This is a genomic window from Streptomyces sp. NPDC008313 (genome assembly GCF_042956125.1).
In the GTDB taxonomy this organism is placed as follows: domain Bacteria; phylum Actinomycetota; class Actinomycetes; order Streptomycetales; family Streptomycetaceae; genus Streptomyces.
This window is the reverse complement of record NZ_JBIBFR010000012.1, coordinates 114,657-136,929: the sequence shown is the minus strand read 5'-3', so window position 1 is coordinate 136,929 and position 22,273 is coordinate 114,657. Positions and strand designations below refer to the sequence as shown.

At 73.3% G+C, this 22,273-nt stretch carries 20 protein-coding genes; 9 read left to right on the top strand and 11 right to left on the bottom strand.

The genetic code is table 11. The features are described from left to right. The first annotated feature begins 142 nt into the window (after positions 1-142). Positions 143-955 (top strand): SAM-dependent methyltransferase, encoded by an 813-nt coding sequence (locus ACFY93_RS18140; RefSeq protein WP_391359692.1) that lies wholly within the window; start codon positions 143-145, stop codon positions 953-955. Beyond that, positions 952-3,087 (top strand): EAL domain-containing protein, encoded by a 2,136-nt coding sequence (locus ACFY93_RS18135; protein ID WP_391359690.1) that lies wholly within the window; start codon positions 952-954, stop codon positions 3,085-3,087. The genes ACFY93_RS18140 and ACFY93_RS18135 overlap by 4 nt, the downstream gene beginning before the upstream one ends. Before the next feature lie 187 nt (positions 3,088-3,274). Here ACFY93_RS18135 and ACFY93_RS18130 read toward each other — a convergent pair whose 3' ends face one another. Beyond that, positions 3,275-4,111 carry a LysR family transcriptional regulator gene (locus ACFY93_RS18130; protein WP_391359687.1) on the bottom strand — a complete coding sequence of 279 codons (837 nt, stop codon included), beginning with the start codon at positions 4,109-4,111 and terminating at the stop codon, positions 3,275-3,277. Positions 4,112-4,299: 188 nt separating this feature from the next. Here ACFY93_RS18130 and ACFY93_RS18125 point away from each other — a divergent pair, with 188 nt between their 5' ends. Next, complete coding sequence (locus ACFY93_RS18125; protein ID WP_391359684.1) at positions 4,300-5,190, top strand: NAD(P)H-binding protein; 891 nt, start codon at positions 4,300-4,302, stop codon at positions 5,188-5,190. 13 nt (positions 5,191-5,203) lie between these two features. Here ACFY93_RS18125 and ACFY93_RS18120 read toward each other — a convergent pair whose 3' ends face one another. Further along, a complete protein-coding gene (locus tag ACFY93_RS18120) occupies positions 5,204-6,088 on the bottom strand; it encodes a LysR substrate-binding domain-containing protein (protein ID WP_391359681.1) in 885 nt (294 codons plus the stop codon). A gap of 119 nt (positions 6,089-6,207) precedes the next feature. Here ACFY93_RS18120 and ACFY93_RS18115 point away from each other — a divergent pair, with 119 nt between their 5' ends. Genes ACFY93_RS18115 through ACFY93_RS18105 form a run of 3 tightly spaced genes read left to right on the top strand, consistent with a single transcriptional unit; the run spans position 6,208 to position 9,576 of the window. Further along, the gene (locus tag ACFY93_RS18115; protein WP_391359923.1) at positions 6,208-6,879 is read left to right on the top strand and encodes a succinate dehydrogenase; all 672 of its coding nucleotides are present in this window, start codon (positions 6,208-6,210) and stop codon (positions 6,877-6,879) included. Between the two features lies 1 nt (position 6,880). Beyond that, positions 6,881-8,830 carry a fumarate reductase/succinate dehydrogenase flavoprotein subunit gene (locus tag ACFY93_RS18110; RefSeq protein WP_391359678.1) on the top strand — a complete coding sequence of 650 codons (1,950 nt, stop codon included), beginning with the start codon at positions 6,881-6,883 and terminating at the stop codon, positions 8,828-8,830. Beyond that, positions 8,827-9,576 carry a succinate dehydrogenase/fumarate reductase iron-sulfur subunit gene (locus tag ACFY93_RS18105; RefSeq protein ID WP_391359675.1) on the top strand — a complete coding sequence of 250 codons (750 nt, stop codon included), beginning with the start codon at positions 8,827-8,829 and terminating at the stop codon, positions 9,574-9,576. Before ACFY93_RS18110 ends, ACFY93_RS18105 begins: the two co-directional genes overlap by 4 nt. A 103-nt stretch (positions 9,577-9,679) precedes the next feature. Here the strand turns inward: ACFY93_RS18105 and ACFY93_RS18100 are convergent, their stop codons facing one another. Together ACFY93_RS18100 and ACFY93_RS18095 are read right to left on the bottom strand one after the other, a co-directional pair. Next, a complete protein-coding gene (locus tag ACFY93_RS18100) occupies positions 9,680-12,019 on the bottom strand; it encodes an ATP-binding cassette domain-containing protein (protein WP_391359672.1) in 2,340 nt (779 codons plus the stop codon). A 202-nt stretch (positions 12,020-12,221) separates the two neighbouring features. Beyond that, positions 12,222-13,229, bottom strand: a complete 1,008-nt coding sequence (locus ACFY93_RS18095; protein ID WP_391359669.1) for an MsnO8 family LLM class oxidoreductase — start codon at positions 13,227-13,229, stop codon at positions 12,222-12,224. A gap of 188 nt (positions 13,230-13,417) precedes the next feature. Here ACFY93_RS18095 and ACFY93_RS18090 point away from each other — a divergent pair, with 188 nt between their 5' ends. After that, entirely contained in the window at positions 13,418-14,389 is a 972-nt protein-coding gene (locus ACFY93_RS18090) for an aldo/keto reductase (protein WP_391359667.1), read from the top strand. A gap of 71 nt (positions 14,390-14,460) precedes the next feature. On the opposite strand, the gene ACFY93_RS18085 is transcribed toward ACFY93_RS18090, so the two are convergent. Beyond that, the gene (locus ACFY93_RS18085; RefSeq protein WP_391359664.1) at positions 14,461-15,192 is read right to left on the bottom strand and encodes a DUF4232 domain-containing protein; all 732 of its coding nucleotides are present in this window, start codon (positions 15,190-15,192) and stop codon (positions 14,461-14,463) included. A 114-nt stretch (positions 15,193-15,306) separates the two neighbouring features. Here ACFY93_RS18085 and ACFY93_RS18080 point away from each other — a divergent pair, with 114 nt between their 5' ends. Next, on the top strand, positions 15,307-15,810 hold the full coding sequence (locus ACFY93_RS18080; RefSeq protein ID WP_391359661.1) for a hypothetical protein: 504 nt from the start codon (positions 15,307-15,309) through the stop codon (positions 15,808-15,810). 33 nt (positions 15,811-15,843) lie between these two features. Here ACFY93_RS18080 and ACFY93_RS18075 read toward each other — a convergent pair whose 3' ends face one another. The 5 genes from ACFY93_RS18075 to egtA form a co-directional block, all read right to left on the bottom strand. After that, complete coding sequence (locus tag ACFY93_RS18075; RefSeq protein WP_391359658.1) at positions 15,844-16,059, bottom strand: dodecin; 216 nt, start codon at positions 16,057-16,059, stop codon at positions 15,844-15,846. Positions 16,060-16,266: 207 nt separating this feature from the next. After that, a complete protein-coding gene (egtD, locus tag ACFY93_RS18070) occupies positions 16,267-17,229 on the bottom strand; it encodes an L-histidine N(alpha)-methyltransferase (protein WP_391359655.1) in 963 nt (320 codons plus the stop codon). Continuing rightward, positions 17,226-18,026, bottom strand: coding sequence for an ergothioneine biosynthesis protein EgtC (gene egtC, locus ACFY93_RS18065; protein ID WP_391359652.1), 801 nt, complete (start codon positions 18,024-18,026; stop codon positions 17,226-17,228). The genes egtD and egtC overlap by 4 nt, the downstream gene beginning before the upstream one ends. Next, positions 18,026-19,402, bottom strand: coding sequence for an ergothioneine biosynthesis protein EgtB (gene egtB / locus ACFY93_RS18060; RefSeq protein WP_391359649.1), 1,377 nt, complete (start codon positions 19,400-19,402; stop codon positions 18,026-18,028). Before egtB ends, egtC begins: the two co-directional genes overlap by 1 nt. Continuing rightward, positions 19,399-20,682 carry an ergothioneine biosynthesis glutamate--cysteine ligase EgtA gene (gene egtA, locus ACFY93_RS18055; protein WP_391359648.1) on the bottom strand — a complete coding sequence of 428 codons (1,284 nt, stop codon included), beginning with the start codon at positions 20,680-20,682 and terminating at the stop codon, positions 19,399-19,401. The genes egtB and egtA overlap by 4 nt, the downstream gene beginning before the upstream one ends. A gap of 268 nt (positions 20,683-20,950) precedes the next feature. Between egtA and ACFY93_RS18050 the strand changes: the two genes are divergently transcribed. After that, positions 20,951-21,802, top strand: coding sequence for a TIGR02452 family protein (locus tag ACFY93_RS18050; RefSeq protein WP_391359646.1), 852 nt, complete (start codon positions 20,951-20,953; stop codon positions 21,800-21,802). Here ACFY93_RS18050 and ACFY93_RS18045 read toward each other — a convergent pair. Continuing rightward, on the bottom strand, positions 21,787-22,251 hold the full coding sequence (locus tag ACFY93_RS18045) for a type II toxin-antitoxin system PemK/MazF family toxin (RefSeq protein WP_391359644.1): 465 nt from the start codon (positions 22,249-22,251) through the stop codon (positions 21,787-21,789). The two genes, ACFY93_RS18050 and ACFY93_RS18045, sit on opposite strands and share 16 nt — an antisense overlap. Between the last annotated feature and the right edge of the window lie 22 nt (positions 22,252-22,273).

Genomic DNA, 22,273 nt, shown 5'->3' with positions numbered 1-22,273 from the left:
GGCTTGTGGCGCGCGGCAATTCGGCATGTGCCGGAGGCAGTGACCGGGAACGGACGGTCAATTTCCGTTTTGACTCGCCCTGTTGGCGGACGATCAGTAGCCTCAGCTCGAACACCGGATCGCCTACGCCTTGGAGAGATAGATGGAGCGTCCCGCCTGGGCACCCCGGAGCATCGACATCTCGGTGCCGAGTGTGTCCCGCATCTACGACTACTACCTGGGCGGTTCGCACAACTTCGAGGTCGACCGGGAGGCGGCCCGCAAGGCGATGGAGTTCATGCCGGGACTCCCCAAGATCATGCAGGCCAACCGGGCGTTCATGCGCCGCGCCGTCCGCTTCGCGCTGGACGAGGGTGTCACCCAGTTCCTGGACATCGGCTCCGGCATCCCGACCTACGGCAGCGTCCACGAGGTCGCGCAGTCGGCGAGCCCCGGCGCGCGCGTCATGTACGTCGACCACGACCCGGTGGCCGTCGCCCACAGCGAGGCCGTCCTGAGCGGCAACGAGCACGCGGACGTCCTCGCGGCCGATCTGCGCAAGCCCCGGGAGATCCTGGCCAGTTCGCAGGTGCGGCAGCTGATCGACCTGGACCGGCCGGTCGCCCTCCTCCTCGTCGCCGTACTCCACTTCGTGGAGGACACGGACGACCCGTACAGTGCGGTGGCCGAACTGCGCGACGCGCTCGCGCCCGGCAGCCTGCTCGTCCTCACCCACGCCTCCTTCGAGGGGATCCCGCTCCCGCAGGGACGGGCCGAGGGGGCGGTCGACGTGTACAAGGACATCCGCAACCCGCTGATCATGCGGTCGCGCGACGACATCGCGCGGTTCTTCGAGGGGTACGACATGGTGGAGCCCGGACTGGTGCCGATGCCCGAGTGGCGGCCCGACACGGCACCCGAGGACGAGGATCCCTTCGCCTTCTCCGGTTTCGCCGGCGTGGGACGCTCCGCGTGAGCGGCGAGCCGGACGGACCGGAGGACAGACTGCGCAGGTTCGCGACCATCTGGAGCCGGGCGGTCTTCCCGGTGACGTCGACGGCGCTGAACCGGCCGGAGCTCGAACGGCAGCTCCTGCCGCTCGCCCGGCGGCTGAGCGAGGCACTGCGGGCGCGGAACTTCGACAGCGCGGAGGGCCAGGCGATCGGCGCCGCGCTCGTCGCCGCGCACTGCACCGACCCGCAGGCCCTCAGCCGCAGCCTCGAATGCGTCGACGCCTACCTGGTGCTCTACTGCGCCGGCGACGGACCCCGGGAGGCGCTGCGCACCCGCTCCGCCAGGCTGCAGCACGCCATGGCCGCGGGCTTCGCCCAGGAGCTGCGGGAGCGGACCCTCGCCGAGCAGGAGGCCATCTCCGCCGCCGCGCTGAACGCGCGCAGCGCCGTCGCCCAGGCCCTGCACGCGAGCGAGGCACGCTTCCGGGCGGTCTTCGAGGGCGCCGCCATAGGGATCGGCATCGCCGACCTGGACGGCAACATCCTCCAGGTCAACGGCGCTCTGCTGCGCATGTTCGGCGGCTCGGAGCCGCTGGTGCGCGGCCGCAACGTCGCCGACTGGACCCACCCCGACGACGCCCCCCAGGTCTGGCGGCTGTACGAGGAGCTGGTCAACGGCGAACGCGAGCACTACCACGTCGAGAAGGCCTTCTACCGGCCCGACGGCACCGCCCTGTGGACCAACCTGACGGTGTCCCTGCTCCGGGACGCCGACGGCCTGCCCCAGTACCAGCTCGCGCTGATGGAGGACACCACCGAGCGGCGGCTGCTCAACCTGCGGCTGCGCTACGAGGCCACGCACGACGCGCTCACCGGACTGCCGAACCGCACCCTGTTCTTCGAGCGGCTCGAGAAGGCGCTGGCCGCGGGATCCGGGCAGCGGTTCGGGCTGTGCTACCTCGACCTCGACGGCTTCAAGACCATCAACGACAGCCTCGGGCACGCCGCGGGCGACCGGCTGCTCGTCGAGGTCGCCGACCGGCTGCAGTCCTGCGCGACCGCGCCCGGCGAGATGGTCGCCCGGCTGGGCGGCGACGAGTTCGTGGCGCTGACGACCGGACCCGACACCGAGCACGAGGTCGACGAGCTCGCCGGCCGCATCATGAACGCGCTCGTCACCCCCATCAGCATCGACGGCCGGGACCTGACCGTGCGCGGCAGCATCGGCGTCGTCGAAGGCGCCGCGGGCGAGCGCGGCGCCGCCGAGGTGCTGCGCAGCGCCGACATCACCATGTACCGGGCCAAGTCCGCGGGCGGCAACCGGTTCGAGCTCGCCGACCCGGAGGCCGACGCGCGCGCCATCACCCGGCACGGGCTCACCACGGCCCTGCCGGCCGCGCTCGACCGCGGCGAGTTCTTCATCGAGTACCAGCCGCTGGTGCACCTCGGCGACGGCAGCGTGCGCGGTGCCGAGGCGCTGGTGCGCTGGCTGCACCCGCAGCACGGCGTCCTCGGCCCCGACCGGTTCATCCCGCTGGCCGAGCACACCGGCCTCATCGTGCCCCTCGGCCGCTGGGTGCTCGAACAGTCCGTCCGGCAGGCCCGCGCCTGGCAGGAACGGCACGGCGACGCGGGACACCTGCGCATCAACGTCAACCTCTCGCCGTGCCAGCTCACCCATCCCGGGCTGGTCTCCGACACGGTCGACATCCTGGAACGCGAGGGCCTCGAACCCGACGCGCTCTGCCTGGAGGTCACCGAGTCCGCGCTGATCGGCGCCGACGACGACCGCCTCAAACCGCTGCGCCGCCTGGCGGAGATGGGCGTCGACATCGCCCTCGACGACTTCGGCACGGGCTACTCGAACCTCGCCAACCTGCGCCGCCTCCCCGTCAGCGTCCTCAAGCTGGACCGCTCGTTCACCCAGGGCATGCAGCACTTCCCCGCCGACCCGGTCGATCTGAAGATCGTGGAGGGCATCGTCTCCCTCGCCCACAGCCTGGACCTCGCGGTCACGGTCGAGGGCGTGGAGACGGGCGCCCAGGCCGAACAGCTCCGCATCCTCGGCTGCGACACGGCCCAGGGCTGGTACTACGCCCGCCCGGGCCCCCCGGACCGCCTCCACGAACTGGCACTCGTCGACGCGGCGGGCTAGGGGGTGTCTGACACATGCCCGTGGCGTCGCGGCGCCCGGCACGTACGCTCGCGGCGTTGCCGAAACGCCCACGTGGCTCCGCCACGAGGACGCCCCGGCGCCTTGCGACCGCACGCACCGGACACCGCTCCTTCTCCCACGCTCATGTATCAGACACCCCCTGGCGGGACCCCGCTGCCGAGACCGGCTACGCCCCGCCGCGGGCCTCCTCGGCGACCGCCGTCGCCGCGCGGACGAGGGCCGCGGTCGCCGTCGAGCGGGACTGCCGGGGCCAGGCCAGGGCGAGGACGACCGGTGGCGCGTCGGACACCGGGCGGTAGGCGACGCCCGGGCGCGGATAGCGCGAGGTGACCGAGACGGGCAGCAGGGTGACGGCCTCCCCGAGGGAGACGGCTGTGAGCACCTGCGCCAGGTCGCCGTGGCCGCGCCGGGCCTCGTCGATGTGCCGCTCCACGTTCCCGGCGTCCAGCCCCAGGTCGGCCAGCTCCAGCCGGTCGCGGGCGGCGAGCGGGTGATCCGAGGCGAGGACGGCGACGCGCGGCTCGACGGCCAGCGTCTCGGTGTCGAGGCCGCTGCCGTCGAACGGGGCGTGGACCAGGGCGGCGTCGGCCTCGCCGGTGCGCAGCAGCCCCGGCTGCTCCTGCCAGCCGCACAGCCGGACGGCGACGGGCACGGAACCGGGCTCGGACGCGTAGCGCGTGAGGATCGGCTCCAGCAGACCAGCGTCCCCGTCGGCCTTCACCGCCAGGACGAGCTTCGGCTCCTTCGCCGCGCGCCTGGCCCGCCGCCCGGCGGCCTCCAGCGCGTCCAGCGCGGCGCGGGCCTCGGCCAGCAGCACCTCTCCGGCCGGGGTCCGGGTCACGCTGTGGGTGGTCCGCTCGAACAGTGTGACCCCCAGCTCGGCCTCCAGCCGGCGGATCGCGCGGGACAGGGGCGGCGGTGAGATCCCCAGCCGCTCTGCGGCGCGCGCGAAGTTGAGTTCCTCGGCGACGGCGACGAAGTAGCGCAGGGGACGTGACTCCATGCCCGGCCTCCGTTCGGTGCTTGATTCCCTCGGTATTGCTCTCAGGGTAACAACCGGGATCGGATCGGTCCTTCAGTTCCGCCGGGCCGCGGAACAGGATGAGAGGGCGCCGGGAAGCGCGGGGACGAGCTTCCCGCCCCGGCGCCGTCCTCCCTCTGCTCTCCCTGCCCGAACCGGAGTTGTGCCTCGTGATCGTCATCACCACCCCCGCCGGCGGAATCGGCCGACAGGTCCTAGACAACGTCCTCGACGCGCTGGACGACGACACCGCGGTCCGCGTGATCGCCCGTGATCCCGGCCGCCTGACCGGCCGGGCCCGCGAGCGGGCCGAGGTGTTCCAGGGCTCGCACGCCGACCCCAGGGTCCTCGGTGACGCCTGCGCGGGCGCCGAGCAGGTGTTCTGGCTGGTGCCGCCCGCGCCCGGCGCCGACAGCGTGGAGGGCCACTTCCGCGACTTCACGCTGCCGCTCGGCGAGGTGATCGCGCGGCAGGAAGTCCAGCGGGTCGTCGCCGTCTCCACCCTGGGGCGCGGTGTCGCCAAGGACGCCGGTCCGGTCTCCGCCTCGCTCGACATGGACGACCGGATCGCGGCCACCGGCGTGCACTACCGGGCGCTGTGCCCGCCCTTCCTGATGGAGAACCTCCTCGGGCAGGCGGCGGCCCTGCGCTCCACGGGCGAGTTCCGCATGGCGTACCCCACGGACCGGGTCCTGCGGACCTGCGCCACCGCCGACATCGCCGCCACGGCCGCCCGTCTGCTGCTCGACGGCTCCTGGACCGGCCGGGCCGACGTCCCGCTGGTCGGCCCCGACGACCTGACCCCCGGCGGCATGGCGGAGGTCATGTCCGAGGTACTGGGCCGTCCGGTACGGGCACGGGAGACGACCCCGGAGGAGTACCGGGCGTCCGCCCTGCGGTTCGGGGCGAGCGAGGCCGGGGCCCGGGGTCTGGCCGACATGGCCTCGGCGATGGACAGCCAGGGCTTCTACGGCTCGGCCGCGCCCCGTATCCCCAAGACCGCGCCCACAGGCTTCCGCCGGTGGTGCGAGGAGACGCTCAGGCCGGCCGTGCTCGCCTGACCAGCGGGAGGGGTCACCGCTCCAGCAGCATCCGCTGCAGCTCCCGGGCCGCGCGGGGCGGTGCCACGTCGCTGCGGTGGGCGAGGGCGATCGTGCGGTGCAGGCCCGGGGAGGCCAGCGGCGTCACGCGCAGGCCGCGTCCCGACCGTGTCGCGATCATGCGCGGGACGACCGCCACGCCGAGCCCCGCCCGTACGAAACCGAGGACCGCGTCCATCTCGCCGCCCTCGACGGCGAAGTCCGGCTCGAAACCCTCGGCACGGCACGCGGCGACCGTGAGTTCCCGCAGGTCGTAGCCGTGCCGGAACATCACGAGGCGTTCCGACTCCAGGTCGGCGATCCGCACCGCCCGGCGGCCCCGCCCCGGGGCGGGCGCCTCGGGGGCGGAGACCACGACCAGGTCCTCGCGCAGCAGCTCCAGCGTCGTCAGCGACGGTGACGGGGAGGGCAGTGGGAGCACGACCAGGGCCAGGTCGAGCGCGCCGCGCGCCAGCTCCCGTACGAGGTCGTGCGAGCCGCCCTCCTCGATCATCAGCCGGACGCCCGGGTAGCGGTCGTGGAAGGCGCGCAGCACGTCCGGGAGCAGTCCGGTGCACACGCTCGGGGTGGCGCCGAGGCGGACCCGGCCGCCGCGCAGCTGCACCAGCTCCTGCACCTCCTGCCGTGCGGTGTCCGCGTCGGCCAGGATGCGCCGGGCCAGCGGCAGCAGCGCCTCGCCCGCGTCGGTGAGCGTGATGTTGCCGCGCGCCCGCTGGAAGAGGGTCGCTCCCAGGTCGCGCTCCAGCGCCTTGATCTGCTGGGACAGCGAGGGCTGGGCGACGTGCACGAGCTCCGCGGCCCGGGTGAAGTGCCGGGTCTCGGCGACGGTCACGAAGTACTGGAGCTGCTGGAACTGCACCCCACCACGATAGCCGAGGGCTATGGAAACGAGGTGGACCATGTCTTGGACCGATCGGCCCTTGTGGCCCTAGCGTCGACGGCATGGCTCTGGCAACGCGGACGGACCGACGGCCGTCCATGGCGCGCACCGCGTGGGACTCGACCGTCGGCAAGAAGACAGTGATGGCGGTCAGTGGTCTCGTCATGCTGCTCTACCTGGTCGCCCACATGATCGGGAACCTGAAGATCTACTTCGGGGCCGAGGAGTTCAACCACTACGCCCACTGGCTGCGCACCGTCGGCGAACCGTTCATGCACTACGAGTGGACGCTCTGGCTGATCCGCGTCGTGCTGGTCGTCGCCGTCGTCGCCCACGCCGTCTCCGCGTACCAGCTCAGCCGCCGCGGCATCACGGCGCGGCCCAGCAAGTACGTGCACAAGAAGCCGCGCTCCAGTTACGCGACGCGCACCATGCGGTGGGGCGGGATCATCCTTGGCCTGTTCATCGTGTGGCACATCCTCGACCTGACCACCGGCACCGTGCACTCCGGCGGCTTCGAGACCGGCAAGCCCTACCAGAACGTCCTCGACACCTTCTCCACCTGGTACGGCGACGTCGTCTACATCACCGCGATGCTCGCCCTCGGCCTGCACATCCGGCACGGCTTCTGGAGCGCCGCCCAGACCTTCGGCGCCGGCAGCCGCAGCCGCGACCGCGCCCTGAAGACGACCGCGAACATCCTCGCGCTGCTGCTCACGGCCGGCTTCGTCGCCGTACCCGTGGGCGTCATGACCGGAGTGGTGAGCTGAAATGACGACCTACGCCGACTACACGACCGGTGAGCCGGTCGCCGACACCAAGGCCCCCGCCGGACCCGTCAACGAGCGCTGGGACACCCGCCGCTTCCAGGCGAAGCTGGTCAACCCCGCCAACCGCCGCAAGCACACCGTGATCGTCGTGGGCACCGGCCTCGCCGGCGGTTCTGCCGGCGCCACGCTCGCCGAACAGGGCTACCGCGTCGTGCAGTTCTGCTACCAGGACTCACCCCGCCGGGCCCACTCGATCGCCGCGCAGGGCGGCATCAACGCGGCGAAGAACTACCGCAACGACGGCGACTCGGTCCACCGCCTCTTCTACGACACCGTCAAGGGCGGCGACTTCCGCTCCCGCGAGTCCAACGTCCACCGCCTCGCGCAGATCTCCGTCGAGATCATCGACCAGTGCGTCGCGCAGGGCGTCCCCTTCGCCCGCGAGTACGGCGGCCTCCTCGACACCCGCTCCTTCGGCGGCGTCCAGGTCTCCCGCACCTTCTACGCCCGCGGCCAGACGGGCCAGCAACTGCTCCTCGGCGCCTACCAGGCCCTGTCCCGGCAGATCGCCGCCGACAACGTCGAGATGCACCCGCGGACCGAGATGCTCGACCTGATCGTCGTCGACGGACGGGCCCGCGGCATCGTCGCCCGCGACCTGATCACCGGGAGCGTCTCCACGTACTTCGCGGACGCCGTCGTCCTCGCGAGCGGCGGCTACGGCAACGTCTTCTACCTGTCGACGAACGCCATGAACTCCAACGCGACCGCCATCTGGCGGGCCCACCGGCGCGGCGCCCACTTCGCCAACCCCTGCTTCACCCAGATCCACCCCACCTGCATCCCGCGCACCGGTGACCACCAGTCGAAGCTGACGCTGATGAGCGAATCGCTGCGCAACGACGGCCGGATCTGGGTGCCGAAGGCCAAGGGCGACGACAGGCCCGCGAACGAGATCCCCGAGGACGAGCGCGACTACTACCTGGAGCGCGTCTACCCGTCCTTCGGCAACCTCGTCCCGCGCGACATCGCCTCCCGCGCCGCGAAGAACGTCTGCGACGAGGGCAGGGGAGTGGGCCCCGGCGGCCAGGGCGTCTACCTGGACTTCGCCGACGCCATCGAGCGGATGGGCCGCGAGGCGGTCGAGGCCCGGTACGGCAACCTCTTCGACATGTACGCGCGGATCACCGCCGAGGACCCGTACACCGTGCCCATGCGGATCTACCCCGCCGTGCACTACACGATGGGCGGACTGTGGGTCGACTACGACCTGCAGACCACCGTCCCCGGCCTGTTCGCCGTCGGCGAGGCCAACTTCTCCGACCACGGCGCCAACCGGCTCGGCGCGTCCGCGCTGATGCAGGGCCTCGCCGACGGCTACTTCGTCGTCCCGGCCAGCGTCAACGACTACCTCGCCCGCACCCCGGCGGGGGACCGGATCGACGACGACCACCCGGTGGTCCAGGAGGTACTGGCCGGGACCGAGGACCGGCTGAACCTGCTGCTGTCCGTCGACGGCGACCGCACCCCCGACTCCTTCCACCGCGAACTCGGCGAACTCATGTGGGAGTTCTGCGGAATGGCCCGCACCGAGACCGGACTGCGCAAGGCCCTGGAACGCATCCCGCAGATCCGCGAGGAGTTCTGGCGGCGCATCAAGGTCCCCGGCACCGGCGAGGAGTTCAACCAGTCCCTGGAGAAGGCCAACCGCATCGTCGACTACCTGGAGCTCGCCGAGCTGATGTGCCTCGACGCGCTGCACCGCTCCGAGTCCTGCGGCGGCCACTTCCGCGAGGAGTCGCAGACCGCCGACGGCGAGGCGGAACGCCGGGACGAGGAGTTCTCCTACGCGGCCGCCTGGGAGTTCACCGGCACCGGCGCGGCGCCCGTGCTGCACAAGGAAGACCTCGTCTTCGAGTACGTCCATCCCACTCAGCGGAGCTACGCATGAAGCTCAACCTGCGCGTCTGGCGGCAGAAGAACGCCGACGCCGACGGAGCGATGTCCACCTACGAGGTGGACGGCATCTCGGCCGACATGTCCTTCCTGGAGATGCTCGACACGCTCAACGAGGAGCTCATCCTCAAGGGCGAGGACCCCGTCGCCTTCGACCACGACTGCCGCGAGGGCATCTGCGGCGCCTGCTCGCTCGTCATCAACGGCGACGCGCACGGCCCCGAGCGCACCACGTCCTGTCAGCTGCACATGCGGTCCTTCCGGGACGGCGACACCATCGACGTCGAGCCGTGGCGCGCCGCCGCGTTCCCGGTGGTCAAGGACCTCGTCGTCGACCGGTCGGCCTTCGACCGGATCATCCAGGCCGGCGGCTACGTCACCGCGCCGACCGGGTCCGCGCCCGAGGCCCACGCGACCCCGGTGCCCAAGCCGGACGCCGACTTCGCCTTCGAGCACGCCGAGTGCATCGGCTGCGGCGCCTGCGTGGCCGCCTGCCCGAACGGCGCGGCGATGCTGTTCACCTCGGCGAAGATCAACCACCTCAACGTGCTGCCGCAGGGCGCCCCCGAACGCGAGACCCGCGTCCTGGACATGGTGGCCCAGATGGACGAGGAGGGTTTCGGCGGCTGCACCCTGGCCGGTGAATGCGCCACCGCCTGCCCGAAGGGCATCCCGCTGATGTCCATCACCGGCATGAACAAGGAGTGGCTCCGCGCGACCCGCAGGGCGGGCAGGCGGTAGCCGTACGACGTTCGCCGTCATGTGCGGACGGGCGGGGCCGGGAGTGGTGCTCATCCCCGGCCCCGTCTCGCATGCTCCCGCCCGGCCGCCGGTGCTCCGAGGACTACGCGCCCCGGCCGAGCGCCCGCGCCAGATAGCGGGCCGTCGTGCTCCCCGGGGCCCGGGACGCCTCGGCGGGCGGGCCCGCCGTGACGATCCGGCCGCCCGCGTCGCCGCCGCCGGGGCCCAGGTCGATCACCCAGTCCGCGCCCGCCACCACGGCCATGTCGTGCTCGACGACCACGACGGTGTGGCCCGCGTCGACCAGGCCGTGCAGCTGCCGCAGCAGTACCTCGACGTCGGCCGGGTGCAGCCCTGTCGTGGGCTCGTCCAGCAGGTAGAGGGTGTGGGCGCGCCGGGGCCGCTGCAGCTCCCCGGCGAGCTTGATGCGCTGGGCCTCCCCGCCGGACAGCTCGGTGGCCGGCTGGCCGAGCCGCAGATAGCCGAGGCCCACGTCGAGCAGCGTGGCCAGGCTCCGGCGGACGGCCGGCACGTCCGCGAAGAACTCCGCCGCGGCCTCCACCGTCAGATCGAGCACCTGCGCGATGCTCCGGCCCCGGTAGGTGACCTCGAGCGTCCCCGGGTTGTAGCGCGCTCCGCGGCAGTCCGGGCACGGGGCGTACGTGCTCGGCAGGAACAGCAGCTCGACGCTGACGAACCCCTCGCCCTGACAGGTCTCGCAGCGCCCTCCCGCCACGTTGAAGGAGAAACGGCCGACGCCGTAGCCGCGCGCGCGGGCCTCGGGGGTGGCCGCGAACTCCTTGCGCACGACGTCGAACAGCCCGGTGTACGTGGCCAGGTTGGAGCGGGGGGTGCGGCCGATGGGCCGCTGGTCGACGGCGACGAGACGCCCGGCGCCCGGCAGGTCCCCGGTCACCTCGCCGACGAGGGTGGACTTGCCTGACCCGGAGACACCGGTGACCGCCGTGAACACGCCGAGCGGGAACTCGGCCGTCACCCCGCGCAGGTTGTGCCGGGTCACGGGCCCCACAGTCAGCCACCCGCGCGGGGAGCGGACCTCACGGGCGGGAGCGGGGGACCGGTCGAACAGGAAGCGGGCCGTCGCCGACTCCTTCACCCGCGCCAGCTCCCGCACCGGCCCGCTGTGCAGCACCCTCCCACCGTGCTCACCGGCGAGCGGGCCGACGTCGACGATCCAGTCGGCGGCGCGCACGACGTCCAGGTGGTGCTCGACGACGAACACCGAGTTCCCCGCGGACCGCAGCCGGCCGAGCACGGTGAGCAGGGCCTCCGTGTCCGCGGGGTGCAGCCCGGCCGACGGTTCGTCGAGGACGTACACGACGCCGAAGAGGCCGGAGCGCAACTGGGTGGCGAGACGCAGCCGTTGCAGCTCGCCCGCCGAGAGGGTCGGCGTGGCCCGGTCCAGGCTCAGGTAGCCGAGCCCGAGTTCCACGACGGGGGCGATGCGGGCCCTCAGGTCCTCGGTGAGCACGCGGGCCGTCTCGTTCCCGGGGACGAGACACCCGGCGAGATCCGCCAGCGGCAGAGCGGCCAGTTCGGCGATCGTGCGGCCCGCGAACGTCACGGCCAGCGCCTCCGCCCGCAGTCTGCTGCCCCCGCACACCGGACAGGGCGCCGACTCCAGGAACCGCTCGGCCCTCGCCCGCAGCGCCGGGCTCTTGGAATCCGCGAACGTCTTCATGACGTAGCGCCGTGCGCTCATGTACGTGCCCTTGTACGGGCGCTGGATCCGGTCGGCGTCGCGGACGGGGTGGACGGTGACCACCGGCTGTTCGTCCGTGAACAGGATCCACTCCCGTTCCTCGGCGGGCAGTTCACGCCATGGCCGGTCCACGTCGTGGCCGAGCGCGTCCAGCACGTCGCGCAGGTTCTTGCCCTGCCAGGCGCCCGGCCAGGCGGCGATGGCGCCCTCGCGGATCGACAGCGACGGATCGGGGACCAGCGACTCCTCCGTCGTACGGTGCACCCGACCGAGGCCGTGGCACTCGGGACAGGCGCCCGCCGCCGTGTTGGGGGAGAAGGCGTCCGAGTCGAGCCGCCCGGCACCCGCCGGGTAGTCGCCCGCGCGTGAGAACAGCATCCGCAGTGAGTTGGAGAGGTTGGTGACCGTGCCCACGGACGACCGTGAGGTCGGCGTCGAGCGCCGCTGCTGGAGCGACACCGCGGGCGGCAGCCCGGTGATGTCGCCGACCTTCGGCGCCCCCACCTGGTGGATGAGCCGCCGCGCGTACGGCGCCACCGACTCGAAGTAGCGGCGCTGGGCCTCCGCGTAGATCGTCCCGAAGGCGAGCGACGACTTCCCCGAGCCGGACACGCCCGTGAAGACGGCCAGCACGTCCCGGGGGACGTCGACGTCCACACCCCGCAGATTGTGCTCCCGCGCACCGCGCACCCGGACGTACGGATCGTGAAGCGAGGACATCCGGGAACTCCTGTGAAGGGCGACGAACCCCACGATCCTAAGGGCTGTCCCGTAATCCCCGGTGGATCAGCGCGCGGCGTCGGATGCTGTGCATCGCAAGGCCGGGGGGCCGTCCTCATACCAGGCGTATTCGGGCGATCCGACAACGCGGCGAGGTGCCGTAGCTGTCGTCGCGCGCCCGCCGGGGATTACGGGAGAGCCCTCAGGGCGCGGTCAGTCCCGCGACCCGGGCGAGGCGCCGGTAGGAGTCCACGAGCGCGTCCCGGTCGTACGTACTGGTGGTGACCAGCACCTCCCGCGCACCCGTCTCCTTGATCACCGTCTCGAGATCGTGGGCGACCTGCTCCTCGGTGCCCGCGATGTGCCCGGCGAGGCCGGCCTCGTACAGGCCGCGCTCCTTCGCGGTCATCGTCAGGCTCTCCACCCGCCCGGCTGGCGGCAGCGGCGGGAACGAGCCGTGGGTGCGCGCGTACGCCATCGACCAGGCCTCGGGGACCAGCAGCCGCCGGGCCTCCTCGGGGGTGGCGGCCACCGCGACCGTGCCCGAGACGACGACGTACGGCTCCCGCAGCCGGGCCGAGGGGCGAAACGCCGCCCGGTAGCGCTCGATTGCGCGCAGCATCTTCTCGCGGTCGCGGAAGTCGCCGATGACCATCGGCAGGCCCGCGCGGGCCGCGATCGCCGCCCCCTCGCCCATGGCCAGCACGAAGGGCGGCACGCTCAGGCCCTCCGCGGGGCGGGCGTGCACCCCCGTCGGCGAGGTCCCGTCGAACCAGCCGAGCAGTTCGTCGAGCTGCGCGCCGAAGTCCTCGGCGTCCTCCCTGTCGCGGCCGAGCGCCTTGCGCACCCCGCCGGTGAAGCCGACGGAGCGGCCCAGGCCCATGTCGATACGGCCGGGGAACAGCGACTCCAGGACGCCGAACTGCTCGGCGACGACCAGCGGCCGGTGGTTGGGCAGCATCACGCCGCCGGTGCCCACCCGGATCGTGCGCGTCGCGGCGGCGACGGCGGCGGCCAGCACCGTGGGCGCCGAACCGGCGACCCCCGGCACACCGTGGTGCTCGGACACCCAGACGCGGTGGTAGCCGAGGCCCTCCAGAACCTGGGCCAGCCGCACGGTGTCGCGCAGCGCCCCGGGAGCGTCGTGCCCCTCCCGGGTGCGCGAACGGTCGAGTACGGAGAACCGGGCCGATGCCGTCACAGAGCTCACACGGTGTTCAACGCCCGCGGGGCGCCATGATTCCCGGGCCCCTGCGTGAGTGACCCCTTCGGGGCCCTCACGGGACTCCTGTCCCGGACGGACGCCCGGCGACCGTGTACGGCGGCGCTTCGACGGGCCCCGCGCGGGCAGGGATCACGTCGTCATCCAACATCCGCGTCTGCGCAGCAGGAGTGAACATGCGGTACGTGAAACTCGGCTCGACCGGTCTGGACGTGTCCCGGATCTGTCTGGGCTGCATGAGCTTCGGGGACCCCGGCCGGGGCACCCACGAGTGGACCCTGGACGAGGAGGCGTCCAGGCCGCTGATCCGGCGGGCCCTGGACGCGGGCATCAACTTCTTCGACACGGCGAACGTCTACTCCGACGGCAGCAGCGAGGAGATCGTGGGCCGGGCGCTCGGGGAGCTCGCCCGCCGCGACGAGGTCGTCATCGCGACCAAGGTGAACGGCGGGATGCACGACGGCCCCAACGCGCACGGGCTGTCGCGCAAGGCGATCATGACGGAGATCGACAACAGCCTGCGCCGCCTCGGCACCGACTACGTCGACCTGTACCAGATCCACCGCTACGACTCCGCGACCCCCGTCGAGGAGACCATGGAGGCCCTGCACGACGTGGTCAAGGCCGGCAAGGCCCGCTACATCGGGGCGAGTTCCATGTACGCCTGGCAGTTCTCCAAGGCCCAGTACACGGCCCGGCTGAACGGCTGGACCCGGTTCGTCTCGATGCAGAACCACTACAACCTCCTCTACCGGGAGGAGGAGCGGGAGATGCTGCCGCTCTGCGCGGACCAGGGTGTCGGCGTGCTGCCGTGGAGTCCGCTCGCCCGGGGCCGGCTGACCCGCGATCCCGAGGCCACCACCGAGCGCAGCCGCACCGACGCGTTCGGCCGTCGGCTCTACCAGGACGACGGCGGGCGCGACATCGTCGACGCCGTCTCCAGGATCGCCGCCGACCGGGGCGTGCCGCGTGCCCGGGTAGCCCTCGCCTGGCTGCTGGCCCGCGACACCGTGACCGCCCCCGTCATCGGCGCCACCCGGGCGGAGCACGTCGACGACGCGGTCGCGGCCGTGTCCCTCGAACTGACCGGCAAGGAGACCGAGGAGCTGGAGGCTCCCTACACCCCGCGTGCGATCAGCGGCCACTGACCGCGGCCGCCGCGCGGCGCGCACCCGCCGGCCCTGGCGGGGTCGGGCGGTGCTGCCGGCCCCTGACGGGGTCAGGCGGTGCTGCCCGCGCGGACGACGGTCAGCCGGACCGACGAGGCGTTGCCGGAGACCGGGACCTCGCCGTGGGTCCACGTCACCTTCAGCGCGTCCCGTTCGTCGGGCGGTGTCACCAGCAGCGCGGCGGGCGTCGCGGTCCTGGCGCCGCTGACCTCCGGGTTGGAGAAGGTCAGCCCGGCCGACGCGGTTGCGCCGGGCTTCAGCGTGACCGTACGCGCCTGGTCGGAGGAGCGCTTGGGGTCGGCGCCCAGCTGCTTGCCGTGCCCGTCGACGAACGCCGCTCCCGGATAGCCGTGCAGGGTGCACGTGTGCCCGGACGTGTTGGTCAGGACCAGCGCGAAGTTCTCCTGGCCCGCGCCCGGGTGGTTCGGCCCGACCGAGGCGCGCAGCTCGGAGGTGTGGCAGCGGGTCCCGGATCCGGCACCGGCCGCCGAGGCGGAGGAGGCCGAGGAGGACGCCGCCTCCTCGGCGGAGCCCGCCGCCGGTCCGGCACGGCCGTCGCCGGACGCGGTGTCCGTGCCCGTGTCGCCGGGGGACGGCGTGGCCGCGCGCGAGCCGGTGTCCGGGGCGGCGGCCTGCCCGCCGTCCGTGCCGCAGGCCGTGAGCAGCGTCAGGGCCGCGAAGGCGCCCGCGAGCAGCGCGGCCCCGCGCACCGGGCGGGCCGTGCCTCGCCCGCCGGGGGCGTCGCCGTGGTCGTCGTGGTCGTCGTGCCGGACGGTCAGCATGTCACCACTCCTCGATAGTCACCGCACGCCCTTGGGTTCCCCCGAATAGGTGCCCGATGCATCGGATGTACACGGGCACGCGGATGTACACGGCCCCGATCTAGGGTGAACCGCGTGACGGAGAACGAGAAGAGCACCGCCGGACGGCCGCTGGCCGTCTTCGACCTGGACGGGACGCTCGCGGACACGGCCCACCGGCAGCGGTTCCTGCAGCGCGCCCCGCGGGACTGGGACGCGTTCTTCGCGGCGGCGCCGCAGGACCCGCCGCTCGCCGAAGGGGTGGGGCTGGCGCTCGCGCACGCGCGGGAGTGCGAGATCGTCTATCTGACCGGCCGGCCCGAGCGCTGCCACCGCGACACCGAGGAGTGGCTCGCCGCGCGGGGGCTGCCCGGGGGCCGGGTGTGGATGCGCCGCGACAACGACCGCAGGCCCGCCCGCCGCACCAAGCTGGAGACCCTCCGGGAGCTGGCGCGGCGGCGCGAGATCCGCGTCCTCGTGGACGACGACGCCCTCGTCTGCGAGGACGCGGAGCGCGCCGGGTTCCGGGTCGTGCGGGCCCGGTGGGCCGCCACGTCCGCCGCGCTGCGGGACGCCCAGGAGCGCGAGGGCCGCACCTGACGCGCGCCCTCCGCGTCAGCCGCCCTCTCGGCGTCAGTCGCCCTCCTCCAGGCGGAAGCCGACCTTGAGGCCGACCTGGTAGTGCTCGACCTGCCCGTTCTCGATCTGCCCCCTGACCTGCGTGATCTCGAACCAGTCCAGGTTGCGCAGGGTCTGCGAGGCGCGCGTGATGCCATTGCGGATGGCCTGGTCGACGCCTTCGTGGGAGGTGCCGACGATCTCGGTGACGCGGTACGTGTGGTCGGACATTCGGGTGCTCCTCTCCGCCGTGGCCGGTGTGCCACGCGTCACTCCAAGGTGCCCCACGGCGCGGAGGTCCGCGAACGCTCGGCGCGGAGCCCGCGCGGCCGGACGCCCGCCCCGGCTGCCCTGGTACGCGGACGGCACCGGCCCCGTGCGGAGCCGGTGCCGTCACCGGACGCGTGCGCCGGGGGCCGGCCTGCGGCGCGCCGGGCGTCAGCCGGCGGTGCTGAGGGACAGCGCGAAGCGTCCCTTCTCGTCCGTCCACCAGTGGGTCAGGTCCAGCCCCGCCGCGGCCAGTTCACCGCGCACGCCCTCCTCGCGGAACTTCGCCGACACCTCGGTCCGCAGCTCCTCGCCCTCCGCGAAGTCGACGGCGAGACCGAGGGCGGGGATCTTCACGGTCTGGGCGGCGAGCGACCGCAGCCGCATCTCGATCCACTCGTGCTCCGGGTTCCAGAGCGCGACGTGCGCGAAGGCGCCCGGGTCGAAGTCGGCGCCGAGTTCGCGGTTGACGACACTGAGCACGTTCTTGTCGAACGCCGCCGTCACCCCGGCCGCGTCGTCGTACGCCGCGACCAGTTCCCCCTCGTCCTTGACCAGGTCCGTGCCGAGGAGCAGCGCGTCGCCGGGCGACAGCAGGGCGCGTACCGACGTCAGGAACGCGGCGCGCTCGGCGGGCAGCAGATTGCCGATCGTGCCGCCGAGGAACGCCACCAGACGGGGTCCGGGGGTGTCCGGCATCGCGAGGCCGCCGGTGAAGTCGGCGATGAGGGCGTGCACGTCGAGCCCCGGACGCTCGGCGGCCAGCGCCTCGCCCGCCTGGGTGAGGGCGCTCTCGCTGACGTCGACCGGGACGTAGGTGCGCAGGCCGGTGAGCGCGTCGAGCAGGTGCCGGGTCTTCTCGGACGAGCCCGACCCCAGCTCGACCAGGGTCCGCGCGCCGGTCGCCCGGGCGATCTCACCGGCCCGGGCGAGCAGGATCTCGCGCTCGGCACGCGTCGGGTAGTACTCGGGCAGTTCGGTGATCTTCTCGAACAGCTCGCTGCCGTGCGCGTCGTAGAACCACTTGGGCGGCAGTGTCTTCGGATCGGAGCCGAGGCCGTGCAGGACGTCGGCGCGCAGCGCGGCGTCCGTGGCGTCCTCGGGCAGGGTGCGGGTGAGAAGGAACGGGCTCACGTACGGGGCTCCTTCGGAGGTGCGGACGGTGCGGAAGCCAGGTGTTCGCGCGGGTCCTTGAGGGGGGTGAGCAGGACGTCGGTGCGGGTCGCGGTGAGCAGCGTGCGGTCCGGCACCTCCTGCCAGCGGGGATCGTCGTCGTAGGGTTCGGAGGCGACGACCGTGCGGCGCCCCGGTCCGGTGAGATACCAGAGGGTGTCTCCCCAGGCGGTCGCGGTGATCGTCCCGCCGTCGGTCAGCAGCAGGTTGAGCCGGGAGTCGGGGGCCGCCTCGGCGACCTCCAGGACGGTGTCGGTGAGTGCCTGGCCGTCCTCGTCACCGGTGCGCAGCCGGTTCAGCACCAGCGCCCAGACGAGCGCCGAGTCGCAGCGTGCCTCCATCGAGAGGAGCTCGACGGGGGGCAGGGTCTGCGCGAGGGGCGCCAGGGAGCGGGGCCAGCCGGTGACCGCGCCGTTGTGGCTGAACAGCCACCGGCCGGCGGCGAACGGGGCCGCCGCCGCCTCCCCGTCGGCCCCGGCCACGGTCGCGTCCCGTACGGCGGCGAGCAGGGCGCCCGAGCGCACCACGCGCGCCAGGTCGGCGAAGGACTGGTCCCCCCAGACCGGCCCGGTGCGGCGGTAGCGCGCCGGGACGGGATCGTCCCCGGCGTACCAACCGACGCCGAATCCGTCGGCGTTGACCGTTCCGTACCGCTGCCTCCTGGGCGCCCACGACTGGCGGTAGAGGCCGTACGGCGGTTCCACGAGGAGGCGGCCCAGCGGTTCCGCGTCCCCGACGAACGCCAGGTGACGGCACATCAGCCCTCCTGGCCGGCGTCGCGGGCGGTGCGGAACCCGGAGAAGATCTGCCGGCGGATCGGATAGTCCCAGTTGCGGAACGTCCCCCGGCAGGCCACCGGGTCCACGGCGAACGAGCCGCCGCGCAGCACCTTGTGGTCGGGCCCGAAGAACACCTCCGAGTACTCCCTGTACGGGAACGGCTCGAACCCCGGGTAGGGGAGGAAGTCGCTCGCCGTCCACTCCCACACGTCACCGATCAGCTGCCGCACGCCGAGCGGCGACTCGCCCGCCGGATAACTGCCGGCCGGCGCCGGGCGCAGATGGCGCTGGCCGAGGTTGGCGTGCTCGGACGTCGGGTCGGCGTCGCCCCACGGATAGCGCCGGGAGCGGCCGGAGACCGGATCGTGCCGGGCGGCCTTCTCCCACTCGGCCTCGGTGGGCAGCCGGCGGCCCGCCCAGCGCGCGTACGCGTCCGCCTCGTACCAGCAGACGTGCAGGACGGGTTCGCCGGGCGGTACGGGCTCGGTGACGCCGAAGCGCCGCCGCAGCCACCGGCCGGACCGGGGGCCGCCGTCGCGGTGCCAGAACAGGGGCGCCCGGATGGAGTGGCCGCGGATGTGGGCCCAGCCCTCGGGATTCCACCAGCGGGGTTCGTCGTAGCCGCCGTCCTCGATGAACGCCTGGTACGCGGCGTTCGTCACGGGCGTGGTGTCGATGAGGAAGGGCGGCACGATACGCGGGTGCGCGGGGCGCTCGTTGTCCAGCGACCACGGCTCGGCCGAGGTGCCCATGGTGAACGGCCCGCCCGGAACCAGGACCTCGGCGGGCCCGGCCGGCGGCGGCGCGGGCGCCGGATCCGGCGCGGTGAGGACGGCGGGGCCCTCGCGCAGCTGATGGGTGATCAGCATCGTCTCGTCGTGCTGCTGCTCGTGCTGCGCGATCATGCCGAAGGCGAAGCCCGCCTCCGTCAGCGGCGTCCCGTCGAAGCGGGCGCTCTCCAGGACGTCGAGGACCCGGCCGCGCACCTCGGCCGCGTAGCGCCGTGCCTCGTCCGGGGGCAGCAGCGGCAGGGAGGGCCGCTCGGAGCGCGGGTGCTCGAAGGCGTCGTACAGCCCGTCGATCTCGGGCCGCATCGCCTCGCGCCCGGCGACCGCCCGCAGCAGCCACAGCTCCTCCTGGTTGCCGATGTGCGCGAGGTCCCACACGAGGGGGGACATCAGCGGAGAGTGCTGTGCGGTGAGGTCAGGCTCCTCCACACAGGAGGTGAGCAGCGCCGTCCGTTCACGGGCCGTGCTCAGCGCGTGCAGCGCGCGCTCCCGGAGCGTCTCCTCGCCGGCCGTCGCTGCGCCGGCTCCCTGCGCCGTGTGGGGTCGGGGTGACTCGGGGGCGGTCATGTGCGGATGTCCTTCCCGTGGAACTCGCTGAGCGGATCGTCGGCGGGGCAGCGGCCCCGGGCCACGTAGCGGTCGGTGAACGCCGCCACCGCGGCCCGCACCTCGTCGTCGGCGCCGAGCCGGGGCAGCGCCCGGGCGGCGGCCGCGAAACACATGACGGCCGCCTCGCGTAGCTCCGGGTCCCCGAGGCCCGACCGGGCGGCCGCGGTCCACAGCGGATTGTGCGGAGCGGGCCGCGGTCCGGCCCGTTCCGCGAGGGGCTTGACGGTCCTGTAGGCCGTCTCGGCGGCCTCCGGGTCGTCGAACAGCGCCGCCGTCACGGCGAGCGGCACGATCCACCCGTCGTCGCCCGGCTGGGCGTCGATCATGCGCAGTTCCAGATGACCGCGCGGCCGTACCGGCGGGAACAGGGTCGTCAGGTGGTAGTCGAGGTCACCGCGGTCCGGCGGGTCGTCGGACCGGGTCCACGCGCGGAAACTCAGGCCCTCGGGGACGCCCCAGGGGCCGTCCGCGGCGCGGACGCACATCACCGGCGCGTCCAGCGCGTGGCGGGCCCAGGCGGCGCGCGGGTCGCCGTCGAGCGGCGGGGCGCCGGAGCGGCCGGGGTCCATGGCCGTCCACAGGCGCTGCCGGGTGGAGCGCCAGCCGCTGTACGCGCCACGGGCCATCGGCGAGTTCGCGAACGCCGCGACCAGCACCGCGCCCAGGTGGTGCGCGAGCCACCAGCGCCGTCCGTGCCCGAGCGGGCCCGGTTCCTCGTACCCGGCGTCCAGGCACACCTGGACGGAGGCGGAGGAGCACATCATGGCGCGGCCCTCGGGGCCCGCCCGGTCCAGGCACCGCTCCATGGCGTCGTAACGGGGCCGGCGCAGGTAGCGGCGCGGGGGATGCCAGGGTTCGTGGCCGAGGCCGCGCAGGCCCAGGCCTTCGTCGCGCAGGAGTGCGCGGACGGCGTCGAGGTCGGCGGACACGGACCGCACGCACTCCATCAGGGAGGCTGCGGGGACGGAGCTGAGCTCCAGCTGCCCGCCCGGTTCGACGGTGAGCGCCGACCGCAGGGGCAGGGTCCGCAACGCGGTGTACGCCGCGTCGAGTCGTTCGGGTGTGACGGGGAGCCGCGGACTCCGCAGCTCGTGGACGAGCCATTCCACTTCCACACCGAGGGTGCGGGGTGGTCCGGTCTTGAAGCAGATGCCCCGGACCAGGGCCTCCACCTCCGCCTCGGTGACGACGGAGCGCCGCTCCGTACAGTCACCGACCGGATCAGCTGGATCGGACATGTCGGGATCCTCCTGAGATGCCACCATGTCGCCGCCCCGGCGTCGGTCGTGCCGGGTCGGCATCGCTCGTCCCAGCCAAGACCACGCACACCCGTTCGCACAAGAGCGCCATTCGCCGCGTCGGGGGCCGGGAAAGACCGTTCGCGCAGCACTCCACGGGCGCGGAAACTCTGTTGCGCCGTGGAACCAGCATCGCTCAGGATGCCGTGGTGAGCACGACGGGGGAGATCGCGCGCGGGGCGCGCACGGCGCGCACGGGGGTGGCGCCGTGAGCGCCCGCCTGCGCGCGGTCGCCCAGCGGACGGAGGAGATCGTCGCGGCGGGCCGCTACCGCTCGCCCGGCGGACGCGAGGTGGCGATCGCCGCGGCGGTCGAGGCCGCGCGGGACGGGACGCGCATGTACGGGCCGGGGCCCGTCGAGGTGCCGCCCGTCGCTCCCGCGGACACGCTGATCGAGGTCACCGGCGAGAGCAGCCTGGAGGCCGCCCGCCGCCTCCCCGGCCCGGCGGCCGTCCTGAACTTCGCCTCGGCGCGCAATCCCGGCGGCGGCTACCTGAACGGCGCGCAGGCCCAGGAGGAGTCCCTGTGCCGGGCCTCCGCGCTCCACACGTGCCTGCTGCGGGCCCGTGCGTTCTACGAGCACCACCGGGCGCACCGCGACCCGTTCTACACGGACCGCGTCATCCACTCACCCGCCGTGCCCGTCTTCCGCGACGACGGCGGCCGGCTGCTCGACACGCCGTACACCGCCGGGTTCCTCACCGCCGCCGCGCCCAACGCCGGCGTGGTGCTGCGCCGCGAGCCGGGGCGCGCGGGCGGCCTGCCCGCGGCCCTCTCGGCACGGGCCGAGCGGGTCCTGGAGACGGCTGCGGCGCACGGCTACCGGCGGCTGGTGCTGGGCGCCTGGGGATGCGGCGTCTTCCGGAACGACCCGGCGCAGGTGGCGGGCGCCTTCCACGCGCTGCTGGCGCGGGAGGGCGGCCGGTTCGCCGGGTACTTCGAGCACGTCGTCCTCGGCGTCCTCGACCGGACCCCCGGGGCGGTGGTCCGCGCCGCGTTCGAGCGCACGTTCACCGATGCCGCCCCGGTGGGCCCCACGGCCGGTCACCGCCAGCCGTAGCGCTCCTTCAGCCGGTGCGCCACCAGGTTGAACCGCATCCGGTCCAGCGCGCACGCCTCCCGGCGCATACCGCTCTCGTGCAGGCGCAGGACGCGGTCCACGTCCACCCACGAGTCGCGGCCCGACCGGTCCCAGGGCCCGCTGCCGATCGGCACCCACTCCCGGTCCCCGTCGTGCCGCTTGCTCGACAGCTGCACGGCCAGCAGCGTGCCGGCGGCCTCGCGGGCGACGACGAGCACGGGCCGGTCCTTGCCGCGCCCGTCGTTCTCCTCGAAGGGGACCCACGTCCAGACGATCTCGCCGGGGTCCGGATCGCCGTCGTGCGCGGGGGAGTACTCCGTCCGTACCCGGCCCACCTCGCGGGGCTCGGCCTCGGCGGTGGCCGCGGGGCCGTGGCGGCCGGGTACGTCGTCTTCGGCCGGTCCGGGGTCATGGGTGAAGGCAGTCACGCGCGTCACGTTAAGCCCTGCC

Bases quoted from the DNA above. Each gene is read 5' to 3' on its own strand.
- ACFY93_RS18140 (WP_391359692.1), top strand. From the start codon at position 143: ATGGAGCGTCCCGCCTGGGCACCCCGGAGCATCGACATCTCGGTGCCG.
- ACFY93_RS18130 (WP_391359687.1), bottom strand. From the start codon at position 4,111: ATGGAGTCACGTCCCCTGCGCTACTTCGTCGCCGTCGCCGAGGAACTC.
- ACFY93_RS18115 (WP_391359923.1), top strand. From the start codon at position 6,208: ATGGCGCGCACCGCGTGGGACTCGACCGTCGGCAAGAAGACAGTGATG.
- ACFY93_RS18110 (WP_391359678.1), top strand. From the start codon at position 6,881: ATGACGACCTACGCCGACTACACGACCGGTGAGCCGGTCGCCGACACC.
- ACFY93_RS18105 (WP_391359675.1), top strand. From the start codon at position 8,827: ATGAAGCTCAACCTGCGCGTCTGGCGGCAGAAGAACGCCGACGCCGAC.
- ACFY93_RS18100 (WP_391359672.1), bottom strand. From the start codon at position 12,019: ATGTCCTCGCTTCACGATCCGTACGTCCGGGTGCGCGGTGCGCGGGAG.
- ACFY93_RS18090 (WP_391359667.1), top strand. From the start codon at position 13,418: ATGCGGTACGTGAAACTCGGCTCGACCGGTCTGGACGTGTCCCGGATC.
- ACFY93_RS18085 (WP_391359664.1), bottom strand. From the start codon at position 15,192: ATGCTGACCGTCCGGCACGACGACCACGACGACCACGGCGACGCCCCC.
- ACFY93_RS18075 (WP_391359658.1), bottom strand. From the start codon at position 16,059: ATGTCCGACCACACGTACCGCGTCACCGAGATCGTCGGCACCTCCCAC.
- egtC (WP_391359652.1), bottom strand. From the start codon at position 18,026: ATGTGCCGTCACCTGGCGTTCGTCGGGGACGCGGAACCGCTGGGCCGC.
- egtB (WP_391359649.1), bottom strand. From the start codon at position 19,402: ATGACCGCCCCCGAGTCACCCCGACCCCACACGGCGCAGGGAGCCGGC.
- egtA (WP_391359648.1), bottom strand. From the start codon at position 20,682: ATGTCCGATCCAGCTGATCCGGTCGGTGACTGTACGGAGCGGCGCTCC.